The sequence below is a fragment of the Salipiger sp. PrR003 genome (assembly GCF_010500785.1).
Lineage (GTDB): Bacteria > Pseudomonadota > Alphaproteobacteria > Rhodobacterales > Rhodobacteraceae > Salipiger > Salipiger pacificus_A.
In genome coordinates this window covers 1-18,573 of record NZ_JAAGOV010000073.1, presented here as the reverse complement: position 1 = coordinate 18,573, position 18,573 = coordinate 1, and the positions used below count along the sequence as shown (strand labels likewise).

Here is an 18,573-nt window from a genome sequence, read left to right as displayed (position 1 = left end):
ATCTCGGTGCGGGCTGGCTGCTCTTCTCCCCCGCCGGGCAGGTGACCGCCCTGGCCGAGGGGCTGGCGGAGCGGCTCAAGGCCATGGGCCTGCCTCTGCGCGCCGACGGGCGGCTGCCCCTGCCCGAGCCCGAGGCGGCGGCGCTGCGCTTGGCGCTGGCGAAGGCGGCGGAGGGGGCATCCCTGCCGGTGCCGGTGCTGCTGTCGCGCACGCCGCGGGTCGAGCTGATGCTCGGGCGCGAGGCCCCGGCGGGCGAGCCGCTGCTGGTCGGCCGGGTGCGCCACGCCCTCTCGGCCCGGTCGCTGCCCTTGGCGCGGCTCATCGCCGCCTTCAGCCTCAGCCGCAGCGAGGCCCGGCTGGCGGCCTGCCTCTGCGACGGGCTGAGCCTGTCGGAGGCGGCGGTGGAGCTGGGCTGGACCTTGGAGACCGCGCGCAGCTGCTCCAAGCAGCTCTTCGCGCGGATGGGGGTCGCGGGCCAGCCCGGGGTGGTGCGGCGGATGCTGGGCAGCGCGGTCTGGCTGGGGTGAGCGGGGCAGGGCGCTGCCTGGCGTTCAGGCCGTTTTGGCGTGGCTGTGCACCGGGTCAGCCGGCACTGCGGCGGTTGAGGCGCAGATCGATGTCGTCAAACAGTCCCGGCTGTTCGATCGCTTCGGCGAACTGCGGAAGTATCGAGCCTCGCGCCGCCATAGCCGCATCGTAGTCGATCACCCGTAGCTCGCCGATGGCGCGCCAGAAGGCGAGCAGCGCGGGGCGGTCGTAATACCACTCGCCGTCGGTACTGGCGGCATCAGGCAGCGCCTTTTGCAGATCCCACATGCCATTCTTGCTCAGCTGGTCGCGGCGCGAGGCGCGCCAGTCGGCATCATTGCGCAGCACCAAGATCGGCACGATGCGGGCGAATTTCCGGCCCAGCGTCGACAGCAGCGCATGCGCCTCCATGGTCTCGCGCAGCAGACAGAACTCTTCGCTGCTGGCGATCATGTCGGCACCATCGAGTTGCCAATGCTGGGCAGCGAGCTCGCGGCGGAACTCGGCCAGATCGGGCGGCTGCGTCATCTGCTTGATCCGCGGCGTGGTGCGCAGTCCGGCGCGGATGAACAGATTGGCCAGCCCCCAAGCGTTCTCTTCCGGATAGAGACGCAGGCCGACCTCGCGAAGCGCTGCCTCACGCAACCGCAGTGCGCGCTGGATTGAGGTGGTGCCGGTCTTGTGGGTGCCCACATGCAGCCAAAGCGTGCCGCCCTGCGGAGAGGGAGTTGGCTGATGGGAGTGTGTTGCCGGGGTCGGAGCGGCAGCTTGGGTCGACGCATGGTCAAGACTGGGCATGAGATATTAACACTACATTAATACTTACGGTGAACGAGGCTTACCTATGGACAAAATGTCGTCCCGGAAAGGGTAAAGGGCGGGCATTCGGTTCAATGCGTGTTTATTTTTCTATTTGACGTGCGACGTTCAACCTAAAATTGAGCGACTGGAATGTCGTGAATGCGACATTCATCGAGAAGCGCCCAGAAGGAAGAATCTCACTTCGAATAAATCTTGCCTTCAATATGTATTTCTAATCGAATGTGTCGAGTTTGTGGCAAGAAGATCCTGCCTTTAGGGCGGTTCTTAATGTTTCTTAAAATTACACAATCATGGGTTGCAGTGGCGATATCACATTACGATTCTGGAATGAAAAAATTGATCTTTCTCCCATTTCAGGTTGTTGACGGAGCCCTAACCGCACGTTAACCAAAGTTAACCATTGCTGTATGTGGTCGAGTAAAGTGTGAAATAGTAAGGGGCAGGACCTCGGACCCAGGGGACGGGTCGGGGAACAAACATCATAAGATCCAGCGAACGAAATGCCGTCCGGCGTGTCCGGAGGTATGCGCTTCTTCTTGCATTGATTTGCAAGAGGAAACGCAAGGCGTGTGCTGAATTGTCAAGAAATAAACAAAATTTCCGGGGTCGGCGCGATGTCCAGCCACCCTGCTCTATATCTGTGGAGAGTCAGAATGTCGAATTTCGCGCGTGATAAAGTCCAAGTAGCCTTCATCGATATGGCTGCTCCCGACCTTGATGTATTTTCGACTATTCTAAAAAATAGCTGCGAGGTAATTCGAATTGGCGAAACCTCGGATCCTCTGCAGGAGATGGCCGATGCGCTGAACGCGCGCGCGCCGGTCGACACCGTCCATGTCATCACTCACGGTACCCCCGGCGCGCTGGTTTTCGGCGGCCGGGTTTTCGACATCGCGGTTCTTGATCACTATGCCGACACGCTGAACGCGCTTGGGGGCGCGCTCGGCGGCGGTGACATTCTGCTCTATGGCTGCCGCACCGGCGCTGGCGAGACCGGTCGTGCCTTCGTCGCCCGCTTTGCCGGGCTGACCGGCGCCGCGGTGGCCGCGGCCGAAGGCCCGGTGGGCGCGGCGGCGCTCGGTGGGTCGTGGGACCTGTCGATAACTTCCGGAGATCTGCGTTCCGCGGCGCTGGAACTGCCCGAGTTCGAGGGCGTGCTGGCGAGCGGCATTATGCAGAACCGCTATGTGCGCTTCGGTTATTCCGATGACGGCACGCTGGGTTATGGCGGCAACACCACGCCGGGCATTTTCTATGATCCGGATGGTGTCGGAAACTTTGTTTCGACCGCAGACTGGTTGACTCCAGGCACCGCTTTCGAGGGATTCAGTCTGACCGCTGACGGCCGCACCTATACCGAGCTGAACTCCAACGGTGGCGGAGCGGCAACGGCGGGCACGGTCCAGGTTTCCACCGACCTGACCACCGAGGGTGGCAACACCTGGGGCTCGGTCACCTATAGCAGCGAGTTCGGTGGGCTGATCGTGGAGCAGACCTACACGCTGGCCGGACCGGACGCCAAGGTTATCACCATGTCGGTGACGGTGATCAACTCCGGCGACAGCTCGGTCTATGACGTGAGCTACGCGCGCTTCATCGACCCCGATGTTGATGCCCAAACCTCGACCTTCTCCACCGAGAACACCCGCGGCGCCGAAGGCATCGATGCCGAAGACATCGTGCTGGCAACCGGACCGAACAGTGGCCGGGTCCTGGGTCTTTATTCAGACAGCACCTTCACTCACAACACCTCCGTGTCGACAGGCTGGAGCCAGGTTCCGGCCACCTACCTGTCGGGTGTGGATGGCGATGGCGGTAGCAACAGCGATTCCGTCATCGGCATGGGTTTCGACCTCGGCGATTTCGGCGCCGGTGAATCCAAGACCTTCTCCTTGGCCTATGTGTTCTCGCCGAGCGCCGCCGAACTGGCGGACTCGGTCGCTGAGGTGCCGCCGTCGAACGCCCTGCCGACGCTGACCGACATCGCCGTAGTCGACAGCACGCTCGAGGACACACAGCTCGAGATCAGCTATGCCGATCTGGCCGCGCAGGCCGACGAGGCAGATTCCGACGGGACCGTCGTCGCCTTCTCGGTTACCGCGGTGACCAGCGGCACGTTGCTGATCGGCACCAGCCTCGAGACCGCCACCGCCTGGGCGGTTGGCAGCAACGACCGGATCACCGACACGCTCAACGCCTATTGGACGCCGGGCGCCGATGAGAACGGCACGTTGGATGCGTTTAGCGTCGTCGCCGTCGATGACGAAGGCGCCACTTCGAGCACGGCGCAATCGGTGCAGATCGACGTGACTGCGGTCAACGACCGCATCGTGCTGGCCGCGGCCAGCGTCGACATGCCCACCGTGCAGGAAGATTCCACCGACCGCCCTGGCGTCACCGTGGACACGCTGCTCGCGCCGATCAGCTCGGATGCCGACGCCGGTGACGGGCTTGCCGGCATCGCCATCACCGCCAATGCCACCGACGGCGAAGGCAGCTGGCAGTACAGCACCGACGGCGGCAGCACTTGGTTTGAACTGCCCTCGGTGACCACCGATGCGGCGCTCACCCTTGACGCCGATGCCCGCCTGCGCTTCGTGCCGGCGGCCGATTATAACGGCGATGTGCCGGCGCTGACCGTCTATGCGCTCGACGGCAGCTATGCTGGCGATTACACCGATGGCGCCACCACCGCCGTCACTGACGCCTCTGCGCCTGCCGCCGACGGTCCGTTCAGCGAGACCACGGTCACCATCGGCGGCGACGTCGCCGCCGTGAACGATGCGCCCGTGTTCACCTCGACCATCACGCCGATCTCGATCAGCGAGACGTCCGCCGCTGACGGCGCGCTGTCGGATCTCGCTGTCACCGGCAGCCTGACCCAGGGCCTCACCGCCACCGATGTCGACAGCGACGAACTTTCGTTCTCGATCCGCGGCGGCACGCTGACCGATGGCGTCTGGACGCTCGAGGGGCGCTACGGTGTGCTCACCCTCGATACCGCAACCAACGCGTGGAGCTACGCGCCCACCCATTGGACCGCGATCAACGCCCTCTCCGAGGGGCAGGTTGCCAATGACGTGTTCACGCTGCGGGTGGCCGACGAGCAGGGGGCCTCGAGCACTCAGGAACTCCGCGTCAGCCTGACCGGCGCCAACGACACGCCGGTGATCACGGCGGCGATTGCCGACCAGAGCTTCGAGGGCGACGGCACTTGGGTCTACCAGCTGCCCGCAGCCACCGTCTTCGACGCCGAGGGAACCGGGCTTTCCTACACCGCTACGCTGGTCGGCGGAGCCGATCTTCCCGACTGGCTGAGCTTCGACGAAGCCAGCCGCACCTTCTCGGGCAACCCGCCTGCTGACTGGAGCGACGCCAGCCTTGAGATCGAGGTCACGGCCACGGACGCGGACGGTGCGTCGGTCTCCGACAGCTTTACCCTCACCCTGTCGGGCACCGGCAACCAGGCCCCGGTGGTCGTGACCCCGCTGGGCTGGACCGCGGTGGATGCGCCCTCGGAAGTGACCAGCGTCACCTTCTCGGGCATGCTGGGCGGCCAGACCATCGCCTTTGATGGCGCGGAGGTCACGCTTGGCGAGAAAGCGGACGGCGCGACCGTGGCGAGCGCCGCGGCCACTGCCATCAACGATGACGGCACGGCCGGTTACAGCGCTTCGGCAAGCGGCAGCACGCTGACGCTGACCGCCGGTACAGCCGGTGCGCGCAGCGACTTCACCGACGGCGCAACTGTCGACATCGATGGCGGCTCCTATGCTGTCACCGTCACTCAGGAGGGTGTTGACGAGGTGACCGAAACCGCTGCGGTGCAGTTCCGCGTGGTCCCAGGCGCCACCACCCTCAGCTTCGACGGCCAGGACATCGACATCACCGGGCTCACTGCTGCGCAGATCGCCAGCGCGGTCGCCGATGCGGTGAACGGGGCAGGCAACTGGGATGCGGTTGTCGACGGGGTCGAGGCCGATGTGGTCAACTTCACCGCCCGCGACGGCGGCGCGCGGGACGATCTTTCCGCCGCGGACTTCCAGGTTTCGGTCAGCACCATTGCCACCGCGGTGACGGTCGACACCCAAGGCGCGGAGGAGATCCTGCCTGCGGCCGCCTTCGATGTCACCAATGCCGAGGCGGGCACGGCAGGCACCTTCTCGTTCACCTCCGCCGACAGTGGCGCGATCAGCGTCGACGTCTCCACGGCGGCCTCTGGATCGGATCTCGCCGCCCTGCTGAACGCCGACACGGCCTTCACCGGGGCTGGCTACAGTGCCGCCTGGACTGGCGACGTGCTCACCATCACCGGCCCCTCGGGCGATGCCATCAGCGCGCCCTCTCTGGTCACCGAGGAAATCCCTGCCGAGGACCTCGGCGAAACCACCTCGGTCACCGCGCACAGCGAAACGCTGCCGACCCTCACCTTCGATATGAGTGCCGGCGGTGCCAGCCCGAGCAGTGTCCACAACGTGGATTTCACCTCCTCCCTCAATGGAGCGCTGCGCTTTGGCTCGCCTGCCAATACCGATGGGGCGGGGCTTGCGGACGAGCTGAACGCCGACGCCAGCTTCTCCGGGGCGGGATATGTCGCCACCTATGACGCCGAGTCCCAGTCGCTCATCATCACGGGCCTGGCCGGCGAGGTGCTCAGCGATGGCGCGCTTTACGATCCCGATGATCTGCAGATTGGCACCGGCATCGCGACCGCCTATTCCGAAACGCCGAGCAGCCTCGAGATCGCCATCACCGATGAGCAATCGGCCGATGCCGCGACGCTGACATTGACCCTTTCCGCCGGAGAGCCGGTCACGCTCGACGTCTCGGCCGCCACGGATGGGGCAACGCTCGCGGCTCTGATCGACGCGCTCGCCGGGTTCGGTGCAGGTTATGCTGACGGTACGCTGACCGTGACGGTGGATGCTGATGCCGCGGGCGACCCCTCGATCACCGCCGGCACTCTCGAGACCGCCGTGGTTCCGCCCGCCGAAATCGATGCTGCCCCCGAAGTGACAAATGCCGCTGATGCGGTGGCAGAAGTCGTCGACGTGACCTTCGGCGCGGCCGACGGAACCACCGAGATCAGCTTCGACGGAGCCACCATCGCGCTGGACGGCACCGAAACCGCCGCGCAGGTGGCCGCAGCCTTCGCCTCCGGCGCGTTCCCCAACTGGACCGTGACCGACAACGGCGACGGCAGCGTCACGCTGACCGCCGACACTGCCGGCGGGCGCGACGATCTGACGGGTTCGGACTTCGGCAATCTCACCACGCTGACCAACGATGTCACCGTCACCGAACAGGGCGTGGACTCGGTCACCGAGGTGGTGGAGCTTGTCTTCACCGGCTCCGACGGCGGCGCTTCGATTACCCTTGACGGCACCACCTTCACCGCGGGCGATGCGGTCACCGCGGCGCAGCTTGCCGCCGGGCTCAACGGGGTCAGCGGCGACTTCGAGAATTACGAGGTGGTTTCGGTCGAGGGTGGCCAATTGGTGCTGCGCGCCGTCACCGCCGGCGATCAGACCGATCTGGCCGAGAGCCTGTTCGTGATTTCCTCGGATGGTGAGATCGTGGCCTATGACGCGGTCTCGGAGATTTCCGTCGATACCCAAGGTGCCGGCTGGAGCTATGAGATCCCGACGGGCACCTTCTCGGATCCCGAGGGCGATGAGCTGACCTACAGCGCCTATGTGGTCACCACCGATCCGGAGACCGGCGCGCAGAGCTACACTCTGATCGACGGCACCACCGATCCGGCCCTCGGCTTCGATGCCGAGACCATGACCCTCTCGGGCAACGGCACCGCGCCTGCAGACACGGTGATCGAGATCCGTGCCTATGATGCGGTTTCGGGCGGGACCGCCGCCAGCCAGTTCCAGCTGGTGGTCTACAACGACGCTGCCGACGACTCGCTTGTTGCCGGTGCAGTCCCCGCAGCGGTCGCCTTCAGCGACGGGGCCGGCGTGGGCAGCTACACGCTCGCCGCGAGCGCCTTCGACTACATGTCCGACAGCGCCGGCGGGCTGACCTACAGCGCCGAGCTCGCGAACGGGGAGGCGCTGCCTGCCTGGCTGAGCTTCGACGCGGCGACCGGCACCTTCACCGGCAACCCGCCGGCGGGAAGCGGCAACGTGTCGGTCACCGTCAGCGCCACGGATGGCAGTGCCACCGCAGAGGTCAGCTTCGATCTGACCGTGGCCGGCGAGCCCAATGATCCGCTGGCGCTGGTCTCCGGCGGACTTGCCGATGTCGGTGCCTCGGCGGTCGGCGAAGGCGGCGTGGTCTCGATCGACTTCGCCAAGCCGTTCACCGATCCCGACGGGCAAGCCGACGGTACCGCGACGCTAGATACGATCAACTACGTTGCGCTGGTGCAGACCGCCGACGGTCTGGTCGATGCCTCCGACGTCGGTCTGAGCCTGTCGATCAACCCCGAGGACAGCGACCGTCTGATCCTCTCGGGCACCCTTGTGGGCGAGTTTGCCAGCCTCGACATCGTGATCCGCGGCATCGATGATGCCGGCAATGCTGCCGAGACCAGCTTCACCCTCGCGGTGAACGACGTCGATGCCACCGACGAGAACATCTCGGCGTGGAGCGCCAATGCCGCCGGCAGCGTCGGCATCTCGGGCACTCCGGTGGAGGATGGCGAACTGACCGCCAGCCTGCCGATCGACAGCGACGGCGTGAATGCCGAGGATGTCACCTACCAGTGGCAGGTGCAGATCGATGGTGTCTGGACCGACATCGTCGGCGCCATCGACGCCAGCTTCACCCCGGGCGATGCCGAAGCCGGCCGCGACGTGCGCGTGCAGGCCTTCTACACCGATGCTGGCGGCGCCGCTGAAACCCCGGTTTCGGATGCAGTGAGCGTGGCCAACGTCAATGACGCAGGCGCGGTGAGCCTCACCTCCGCCGGCGTGGCCGTGGGCTCGGTCTGGACCTCGACGCTGGCCGACGGCGACGGGCTGATCGACGCCATCCCGAGCTACCAGTGGCAGCGCGCCGCCAGCGAGGATGGCGTCTACAGCGACATTGATGGTGCCACCTACGGCAGCTACACGCTGACTGAGGACGACAGCGGCATGTTCCTGCGCCTCGTGGCCAGCTACACTGACGATCAGGGTACCGAAGAGACTGTGATCTCGGGGCCGCGCGAGGTCGATCTTTCTGCCGCTGCCCCGGTTGCGGGGGACGACAGCGCCTCGATCACCGAAGCCTCGGGCACCGAGAACGCCACCCCTGGCACCGCGATGCCGCTGACCGGCGATCTGCTGGCCAACGACACCGACCTCAACGACGGCGACGTGCTGAGCGTGACCGCGCTGCGGGTCGGTGACCGCGAAGGCATCGGCCGTCCGGCGGCGCAAATTGACGGCAGCCTGGTGATCACCGGCCTCTACGGCACGCTCAATATCGACATGGCGACCGGTGCCTACAGCTACGAACTTGATCAGGACAATGCCTCGGTACAGGCGCTGAACATCGGCTCGACGCCGCTCGTCGATGTGTTCAACTACACCGTCTCCGACCAGACGCTGCTGAGCGACACCGCCGTGCTGAGCATAGAGATCAACGGTGCCAACGACCTGCCGACCCTGTCGGGACTCGTCGGCACTGCCTCGGTGACCGAGGACAGCGCAACCCGGCTCGACCTGCTCGACAGCATCGTTCTGGGCGATCCCGACAGCACGGCGGTAAGCTTCACCCTTACCGTCGACAGCGGCACGCTGTCGATCAGCGGCGTCCCGGCGCAGGTGCTGGCCGATGCCGGCATCACCGTCATCGGCAACCACACTGGTACGCTCAGCCTGTCGGGCGTCAGCTCCGACTCGCTGCAAGGCTGGCTGCTGGACAACGGCGTCTATTACACCACCGCGCCGAACCAGACCGGCGAGGCGGCGACGCTGAGCTACAGCCTGGCGGACGAAGAGGGCAGCACGCTGGCCTCCGAGACGACCACACTCGACGCCTTGGCCACCAATGACGCGCCGATCGTCGACGCCAGCGGCATGAGCTTCCTGCAGGGCGATGCAGAAACCCCGGCCCGGGCGGTGCTCAACTTCCGCCCGACCGGCACTGCGCAGACGCTGGAGTTCGATGGCGTCAGCATCGAGATCGCGGCCGGCAGCACCGCCGCCGAGATCGCCTCGCTGTTCGCCGAGCAGAGCTTCGGCACCTGGTCTGCCGAGCAGCTCGAAGGCGGCAGCATTGTGCTCCTGACGGCGCTTGAAGCCGGAGAGACCCCGGCACCCACCGCCGGCGACTTCCGCGACGGCGAGGGCGCGGAATCGGCCCTCGTGCTGACCGGTGCGGGCAACGACCACGACGTACGCTTCTCGGCGCGCGGCGAGGCGGTGCTCATCGCTCCGAACCTGATGCTCTCCGACATTGACGGCACCGAGCTCGCCTCGGCGACCGTGACGATGACCGAGGGCGTGTTCGACAACCAGTTCGGCACCAACTTCGAGACACTGTCGCTCAGCGAGGCGGCGCAGGTGGCCGCCACCGAGGCAGGGCTGACGGTGGAGATCACCACTGATGCCAGCGGCTCGGTGGTCAGCATCACCGGCACGGCGTCGCATGCCGTCTACGAGATGGTCCTGCGCGGCATCACCTACGACAACAGCAACCCCAACGCCTATGTCGGCACCCGTGAAGCGGTGATCACCGTCACCGATGCGGAGGGGCAGACCTCCAACACCGCCTCGGTGGCGCTCAGCGAGGACAATGACGACATCGCCGTGGGCCAGCGCATCTTCATCGATGGCGTCGATACTGGCGCAACGGTGGCGAGCGTCGAGGACGGCCGTCACTTCACCGCCAGCACGCCGCTCGATGGCGTGACCGAAGGCGCGACGCTGAGCTTCTACAGCGGCGAGACCGAGGTGACCTCGGCCGGCGCGGTCGCCGGTCATTCGGCCACCGTCGCCATCGGCGTGGTCTGGGCGCCCTATGTCGACCTCAACGGCGCGGCAGCGGGCACTGATCATGTGATCAGCTACATCGAGCAGTCGCCCTCGGTGGCCATTGCCACCTCGGATGCGCAGATCCTCGATCAGGACGGGCTTACCCAGACCCTGACCGTCACCCTGCAGGACACGCCGGACAACGACGGCGAGACCATGCTGGAGTACCTGACGGTCTCCTCTACGGTGCTCAGCTGGCTGAGTGCACGCGGCATCACCATCGCAGACTCCGACGGCGTCCGCGGTCTTGGCGGGCTTTCGCAGGCCACCTATGTGACCTTCGAAGCCGCCGAGGGGGCTGCATCGACCAGCTTCCAAGTGGCGCTGCGCGGCGTGCGCTACGTCAACAACGACGATGATCCCGACACCTCCGCACGCAGCGTGACCGTCGAGACCGTCGACACCGACGGCAACCTGGGCCTGAGCGCCGAGACCAGCATCACCCCGGTGGCAGTCAACGACGCGCCGGTCGGCATCGACAGCACGGTCGGCGGCACCGAAGACACCACCTATGTCTTTGAGGTTGCTGACTTCGGCTTCAGCGATCCGCTCGACGGCGGAGCCCACGATCTGGCGGCTGTGGTGATCAGCACCCTGCCGGCAGCGGGCACACTGCTGCTCGACGGCGCGGCGATTGACGCAGGAACCTCGATCAGCCGAGCGCAGATCGCGGCCGGCCTGCTCAGCTACGCTCCGGCGCAGGACGCCAGCGGTGAGGCGGCGGCAAGCTTCACCTTCCAGGTGCAGGATGATGGCGGCACCGCCAATGGCGGAGTCGATCTCGACGCCACCCCGGCGACGCTGACAATCGATCTCGACCCGCGCAACGACGCGCCGGTGCTGATTGAAGGCGCCATCGATGCGGCCTCGATCACTGAGGACGCCACCGAGAACGCCGGTCAGACCGTGGCAGCATTGCTCTCCGATGCCACCGTGACTGACATCGACACCGGCGATCACAGCGAGGACAACGGCACGCTTTCGGGCATGGCGGTCTATGGCGCTGGCTTCGACGGTGCCGGCGACGGCGCGTGGGAGTACAGCCTCGACGGCGGCGACAGCTGGAGCACGATCACCCTCGCAGAAGGTGAGGTGCTGCTGCTGGCCTCCGACGACATGCTGCGCTTCGTGCCCGACGAGATGAACGGCACCACCGCAACGCTCGATTATTACGCCTGGGATCAGGCGACCGGGGAAAGCGGCGACGTGGTGACGGCGATCGCCGGCAGCGCCAACGCCGGGAGCCGTGGCGGCGAGAGCGCCTTCTCGGCGGCGTCCGGTCAGATCACGCTGGAGGTTGCGGACGTCAATGACGCCCCGGTGGTCACCAGCGAGACACCGGCGCAGACCCTCGCCGAGGACGGCACGCTCACCATCGTCGGCCTGTCTTTGGATGATGCCGACGTCTCCGCGCGCAACACCGAAACCGCGGCCGACGCGGAGATGACGCTGACCGTCTCGGTGAGCAACGGCACTCTGGCCTTTGCCAGCGTCGAGGGGCTGACCTTCGATGCCGGTACCAACGGCGAGAACGCTACGCTGACCGTCTCCGGTACGCTGGCCGATCTCAACGCGGCGCTGACCGGTCTGGTCTACAGCCCGGATGCGGATTTCCACGGTGCGGACACGCTGTCGGTATCGGTCTCCGACAACGGCCTCGAAGGCGAAGGCACGGCCCTGATCGGCACCGGTTCGGTGGCGCTCACCGTGACCCCGGCCAACGATGCGCCGGTGCTGACCGACGGCGATACGGAGGCCACCTCGATCACCGAGGATGACACCACCAACGCTGGCCAGAGTGTGGCCGACCTGCTCGGCACCGTGACCGACATCGACACCGGTGATCATGCCACCAACAACGGCACGCTTTCGGGCATGGCGATCTACGGCACCGGCTTCGAGGGTAACGGCTCGGGCGCGTGGCAGTACAGCCTCGACGATGGCGGCAGCTGGACCACCATCAGCCTTGATGAGGGTGAGGTGCTGCTGCTGGCCTCGGACGATCTGCTGCGGGTGCTGCCGGACGAGGAGAATGGCACCACCGCAACGCTCGACTACTACGCCTGGGATCAGGCGACCGGCAGCAGCGGCGAGGTCGTGACGGCGATCGCCGGCGCGAACAACCTCGAGAACCGCGGCGGCGAGAGTGCCTTCTCGACAGCTTCGGGGCAGGTCACGCTCGAGGTCACGGACGTCAACGACGCACCGGTGGTCACGGTGAACGGCACGGGCACCTTCTACGCCCGTGGCGAGGCGGCGGCGTTGTTCGGCGGGGCCGGCGTGAGCCTCAGCGACGTCGACACCGGCGACACCATCGAGAGTGCCATCGCAGTGCTCAATCCCGGCACCACGCTGGATAACGCCTTCGGCACGATCTACGAGACCATCACCTCGACCGGTGGGGCGAGCTTCACCGCCTCCAGCGGCACCGAGTTGACCATCACCGGCACCGGAACCAACGATGATCCGCTGATCATCGAAGGCACCGGCAGTCAGGCCGACTACGAAGAAGCGCTGGAAAGCCTGCGCTACGAGAACACCAACCCCAACGCCTTTGCCGGCGCGCGGGAGGTCGTCGTGCAGATCGTGGATGGCGCCGAGACAGCCTCGGCCCCGGCGTTCTTCAACTTCGCAGTGGAATGGTCCACGGTGGTCGATCTCAACGGCAACGCCGAAGGGCGTGACTACCAGGTCAGCTACATCGAAAACGCGCCGGGCATCGCAATCGCGGCCTCGGATGCCGAGCTGATCGATCAGGAAGGCAACACGGACGAGGTGGTGCTGACCCTGACCGATGCGGTCAACGGTGGTGCCGAGCGACTTTCGATCACTCCGGCACAGGTCGCGACATTCGCGGCGCTGGGGATCACGGTGGTGGGCAACAATACCCACCAGCTGACGCTCACTGCCGGGGAGGGCGGGCTCGACCCGACGTACTTCCAACTGGCGGTGCGCTCGGTGCGCTACGTCAATACCTCCGACGCACCGACCGACGCTGCGCGCCATGTCGTGATCAGCGCCACCGACAGCGACGGCAACCCCGGCGTCTCGGCCACCACGACGATCAACGTGCAGCCGGTCAACGACGCACCGTTCACCGATTTCGCCATCGTCAACACTGCCGATGGACGTGACACCACCGATCTGCAGATTGGGGACACGCTGGTCATCGAAGGGATGATCGACGACCCTGACGGGCTGCCTGACGAGCCGACCTCTATGCAGTGGCTGCGCGACGGCGAGGTGGTGCAGACCGTCACCGGGCCGGACGATCTTGCCTATGTGCTTGATCGCGACGATGTCGGTCACGAGATCAGCTTCCGGGTCGTCTACACCGATCTCGGCGGCACCGAAGAGGAGATCGAGACCGCGTCCACCGCGGCGGTGATCAACGTCAACGAGGCCCCGGTGGCCGATGATCCGGCGCCGACCGAGACCACGCAGGACGATGTGACCGATCCGGTCACCTTCGATCTGCTGAGTGCGGTCAGCGACATCGATGCCGACTACGATCTCGACACGCTGTCGATCACCGCGCTCACCTTCACGGTGAATGGCGAGGCGACCGGCAACGCGGGCACCGATCTGCCTGACGGAGTGTCCTTCGCGGATGGTACGCTAAGCATCGATCCGTTGGCCTACTCGGATCTGCTGGAAGGCGAGCAGGCAATCATCGTGGCGAGCTATACCGTTACCGATGCCGGCGGCCTTTCGGTCGTGCAGACCTACACGCTGACCATCGACGGCACCTTCGAGGCGCCGGAGATCATCGGCACCGAGGCGGGCGAGCGGCTCGAGGCAACGGCGGACGGCAACGTCATCCGGGCTCTCGGCGGCGACGACACGCTGGTCAGCGGCGCCGGCGACGACTTCCTCATCGGTGGGGAAGGAAGCGACACGGCCGACTATGAGGGCGCGAGCGGTGGCGTCAGCGTCAACCTGTCTGCAACCGGTCCGCAGGACACCGGCCATGGCCGTGACTATCTGACCGGGATCGAGAACCTCGCGGGCAGCACCAGCGCCGACATGCTCACCGGCGACGATGTCGACAACGTGCTTCAGGGTCGTGCCGGTAACGACACGCTGCTGGGCGACGCAGGGGCAGACAGCCTCTATGGCAACCAGGGCGATGACGTCCTCGACGGCGGCGAAGGTGACGACTGGATGCACGGCGGGAAGGGCAACGACCTGCTGCTTGGCGGTGCCGGTGGCGACACTCTGGCCGGCGGGCATGGCGACGACACTGTCGATGGTGGCGAAGGGTTCGACGTGCTCGACTTCTTTACGGCTCGCGACGGCGTCACGGTCGATCTGTCGATCACCGGACCGCAGCTGGTCAGCGCGACCGAAGGGACCGACACCTATATGAACATCGAAGGTGTTCTGGGTGGCAGCTTCGACGACCGTCTCCTGGGCAACGCCGAGGCCAACCTGCTTGACGGCGGTGCTGGCGGGGACACCCTGCTCGGTGGCGAGGGCGATGACACGTTGCTCGGCGGTCTCGGGGGCGATCTGCTCTCCGGCGGCGCCGGCGATGATAGCATCGACGGCGGTGAGGACTTCGATACGCTCGACTTCACCAGCGCCGCCGACAGCCTCACGGTCGATCTGTCGATCACCGGACCGCAGCTGGTCAGCGCGAGCGAAGGCACCGACACCTACGCGAACATCGAAGGTGTTCTGGGTGGCCGCGTCGATGACCGTCTCCTGGGCAACTCCGACGCCAACCTGCTTGACGGCGGGCTCGGCAACGACACGCTGATGGGTCGTGCCGGTAACGATACGCTGCTTGGAGACGCTGGGTCGGACAGCCTCTACGGCAACCAGGGCGATGATGTCCTCGACGGCGGTGAAGGTGACGACTGGATGCACGGCGGGCAAGGCAATGACCTGCTGCTCGGCGGCGCCGGTGGCGACACTCTGGCCGGCGGGGTCGGCGACGACACCGTCGACGGTGGCGAGGGCTTTGATGTGCTGGACTTCTTCACCGCCCACGACGGCGTTGCGGTCGATCTGTCGATCACCGAGGCGCAGTTCGTCAGCGCAAGAGAAGGAACCGACACCTACACGAACATCGAAGGTGTTCTGGGTGGCCGCGTCGATGACCGTCTCCTGGGCAACTCCGACGCCAACCTGCTTGACGGCGGGCTCGGCAACGACACGCTGATTGGCCGCGAGGGGGACGACACGCTCTATGGCGGCGGCGGCGATGACGTGCTTTACGGCGGGCTCGGGGCGGATGTCCTGAGCGGCGGCGCGGGGGCGGATACCTTCGCGTACGTCACGTCGGAAGAAGGAGGCGACACCATCCTCGACTTCGACGCGTCGGAAGATGTGTTCCGCTTGAGCTTGGTCAACTTCTCGGGGATTGACCCGGTCGATCCCTTGGCGGGCGATCAGCTGCTGTGGGATGCCGAGGCTGGCACGCTTTCCTATGATGCCGATGGCGTCGGTGGCGAGGATGCTCAGCTCCTGGCAAAGCTGCTGAGCGATGAGGAGATTACGCTGACCTCGGACAACTTCCTGTTCGTCTGATTTTGGCACCTCGCAAAGGCGCGTACGGGGGGTAAAATTGCCCCCCGTATTTCTTTTCACAACTAGAATTTCATCGCAAAAGTGTTGATGCGCGTGGGGGACTTACTGTGCTTGCGAGATTTTCTGTGGGTATCAGTTGCTTTGAAAAATTCGCTTAAGTGAATGCATCAATAAAATTACATAATACAAATTATTAGTTATTTTTTGGTAAGCGGAGTGCGTGCCACCATAAAGAGAGTTTCACATTATGAAACAGATGGTTATCTAATGGAGAGAGAGTGGCATGGGAGCGGTTTGCGCGCAACTGAGCACCGAGGAACCTGTTCAGATTGAAGGCTGAAAATTGGCGAAAGTCGCCGTCCAATTGACGGGAGGTAGCCCAGATTCCTGCAATAAATAATTGTTTCAGTAGTATCCAAAGTTCGAAAGTGAGGGTGGCCGTGTGCAAAATAGAGTGAAAGACGCAGGGGCAGACGAGCTCGCATCTGTCCGCAAGCAAAGCCGACCCTACTATTGGTTCGTCGGTATATTCAGTTTCTTTGTCAACCTCTTGATGCTCACAGGCCCGCTCTACATGCTGCAGGTCTACGACCGTGTGCTGGGGTCGCGTTCAGAAGCCACACTGCTCGCGCTGACCGCCCTGGTCGTTTTCCTCTATGGCATGATGGGTATCCTCGATTACGCCCGCGGCCGGGTCATGGCCCGCGTCGCCGCCCGCTTCCAGGCCGCGCTCGACATGCGCGTCTTCGATGCCGTGATCCGGCGCTCGGCGGTGAAGCAGGATGAGCTTGCGGCCACCGGCCTCAAGGACCTCGAAGCGGTGCAGCGGTTCATCGGCTCGCCGGTGCTCATGGCGCTCTTCGACCTGCCCTTCACCCCGCTGTTCATCGCCGGTATCTTCGTCTTCCACGCTTGGCTCGGCTATCTCGCCATCTTCGGCGGCCTGATCCTCGTGGTCATCACCCTGCTCAACACCACGCTGAGCCGCAATCCGACCCTCAAGTCGAACCGCGCCGTCCTGCTGGCCGAGCAGACCTCCGAGCAGATCCGCCTCGATGCCGAGACCGTGCAGGCCATGGGCATGCGCGGCGCCGCCTTCAACCGCTGGGACAAGGCGCGCTCCGAGGCCCTGAGCGGGCAGATCTCGACCAATGACCTCGTCGGCACCTTCACCACGATGACCAAGAGCTTCCGCATGCTGCTGCAGTCGGCGATGCTCGGTCTCGGCGCCTACCTGGTGCTGCAGAACGAGCTGACCGCCGGTGCGATGATCGCCGGCTCGATCCTGATGGGCCGCGCGCTCGCCCCGATCGAGCTTGCCGTCGGGCAATGGCCGCTGGTGACCCGCGCACGCAAGGGCTGGGACAACCTGTCAGAGCTGCTCGGAGAGATGCCCCAGGAGCCGACCCGCACCGCCCTGCCAAAGCCGCGCGCGCTGCTCGAAGTGCAACAGCTCACGGTGGTGCCGCCGGGTGAACAGCAGGCCTCGCTGCGTCTCGTCTCCTTCGACCTGCGGCCCGGCCATGCGATCGGCGTGATCGGCTCCTCGGGTGCCGGCAAGTCGACGCTGGCCCGGGCGATCACCGGAGTCTGGCGTCCCGCCGGCGGGCGCATCCGCCTCGATGGCGCGACGCTCGACCAGTACGACGAGGATCTCGGCAAGCACATCGGCTACCTGCCGCAACGCGTCAGCCTGTTCGACGGCACCATCGCCGAGAACATCGCGCGGCTCGCCGAAACACCGGACCCGCAGAAGATCGTCGAGGCGGCCAAGAAGGCCGACGCCCACGAAATGATCCTCAAGCTACCCAAGGGCTATGACACCCGCGTCACCGCCACCGGCGGGCGGCTCTCGGGCGGGCAGATGCAACGCATCGGCCTGGCCCGTGCGATGTATGGCGATCCCGTGATCCTCGTGCTCGACGAGCCCAACTCGAACCTCGACAACGAGGGCAGCGAGGCGGTGAACGCCGCGATCCGCCGCCTCAAGGAAGAGGGCAAGTCGGTGCTCATCATGGCGCACCGCCCGGCCGCGATCCGCGAATGCGACCAGCTGCTTATGCTCGAGCATGGCGCCCGCGTCGCATTCGGTCCGAAGGACGAAGTGCTGCGCTCGCAGGTCAAGAACCACGAACAGATCACCCGGCACGCCGGGCCCGGAGGTGTCCGCTGATGTCGCAGACAACCGACAAGCGCTTCCCGCTCAAAAAACCGCTGATCCTTGGGCTCGGGGCCCTGCTGATCCTCGTTGGAGGCTTCGGGACCTGGGCGGCAACCACCAACATCTCGGGCGCGATCGTCGCCGGCGGGCAGATCCAGGTCGAGCGCAACCGTCAGGTCGTGCAACATCCCGATGGCGGCGTCGTGCAGGAAATCCTCGTCGACGAGGGCGACACCGTCGAGGAGGGCGAGGTTCTGGTCAAGCTCGACCCGACCCTGCTGCAGTCCGAGTTGAACATCGTCGAGGGCCAGTATTTCGAACTCGTCGCCCGCCGTGCCCGCCTGCAGGCCGAGCGCGACAATGCCGACGAACTGGCCTTTGACGAGACGCTGCTCAAGGTGGCCGAATACGACGACGAGGTCGAGGATCTGATCGAAGGTCAGCGCAATCTGTTCTTCGCCCGGCTGGAGTCGCTGCAGCGCGAATCCGATCAGCTGGCCAAGCGCCGCGACCAGATCGTCAACCAGGTCGAGGGCATCGACGCCCAGCAGA

Annotated in this window: 5 protein-coding genes; 4 read left to right on the top strand and 1 reads right to left on the bottom strand. The window is 65.3% G+C overall.

The genetic code is table 11. From position 1 onward, the window contains the following. Positions 1 to 527: hypothetical protein (locus G0D83_RS24430; RefSeq protein ID WP_203595652.1), on the top strand; the 527-nt coding region annotated here is incomplete at its 5' end. Positions 528 to 582: 55 nt separating this feature from the next. Here G0D83_RS24430 and G0D83_RS24425 read toward each other — a convergent pair. After that, the gene (locus G0D83_RS24425) at positions 583 to 1,326 is read right to left on the bottom strand and encodes a hypothetical protein (protein ID WP_164197179.1); all 744 of its coding nucleotides are present in this window, start codon (positions 1,324 to 1,326) and stop codon (positions 583 to 585) included. Between the two features lie 638 nt (positions 1,327 to 1,964). On the opposite strand from G0D83_RS24425, the gene G0D83_RS24420 reads away from it, so the two are divergent. The 3 genes from G0D83_RS24420 to G0D83_RS24410 form a co-directional block, all read left to right on the top strand. Then, on the top strand, positions 1,965 to 15,860 hold the full coding sequence (locus G0D83_RS24420; protein WP_370457309.1) for a DUF4347 domain-containing protein: 13,896 nt from the start codon (positions 1,965 to 1,967) through the stop codon (positions 15,858 to 15,860). Between the two features lie 442 nt (positions 15,861 to 16,302). Then, on the top strand, positions 16,303 to 18,033 hold the full coding sequence (locus G0D83_RS24415; RefSeq protein ID WP_164197177.1) for a type I secretion system permease/ATPase: 1,731 nt from the start codon (positions 16,303 to 16,305) through the stop codon (positions 18,031 to 18,033). Beyond that, on the top strand, positions 18,033 to 18,573 hold a 541-nt coding region (locus G0D83_RS24410), incomplete at its 3' end, for a biotin/lipoyl-binding protein (protein ID WP_164197176.1). The genes G0D83_RS24415 and G0D83_RS24410, both read left to right, overlap by 1 nt.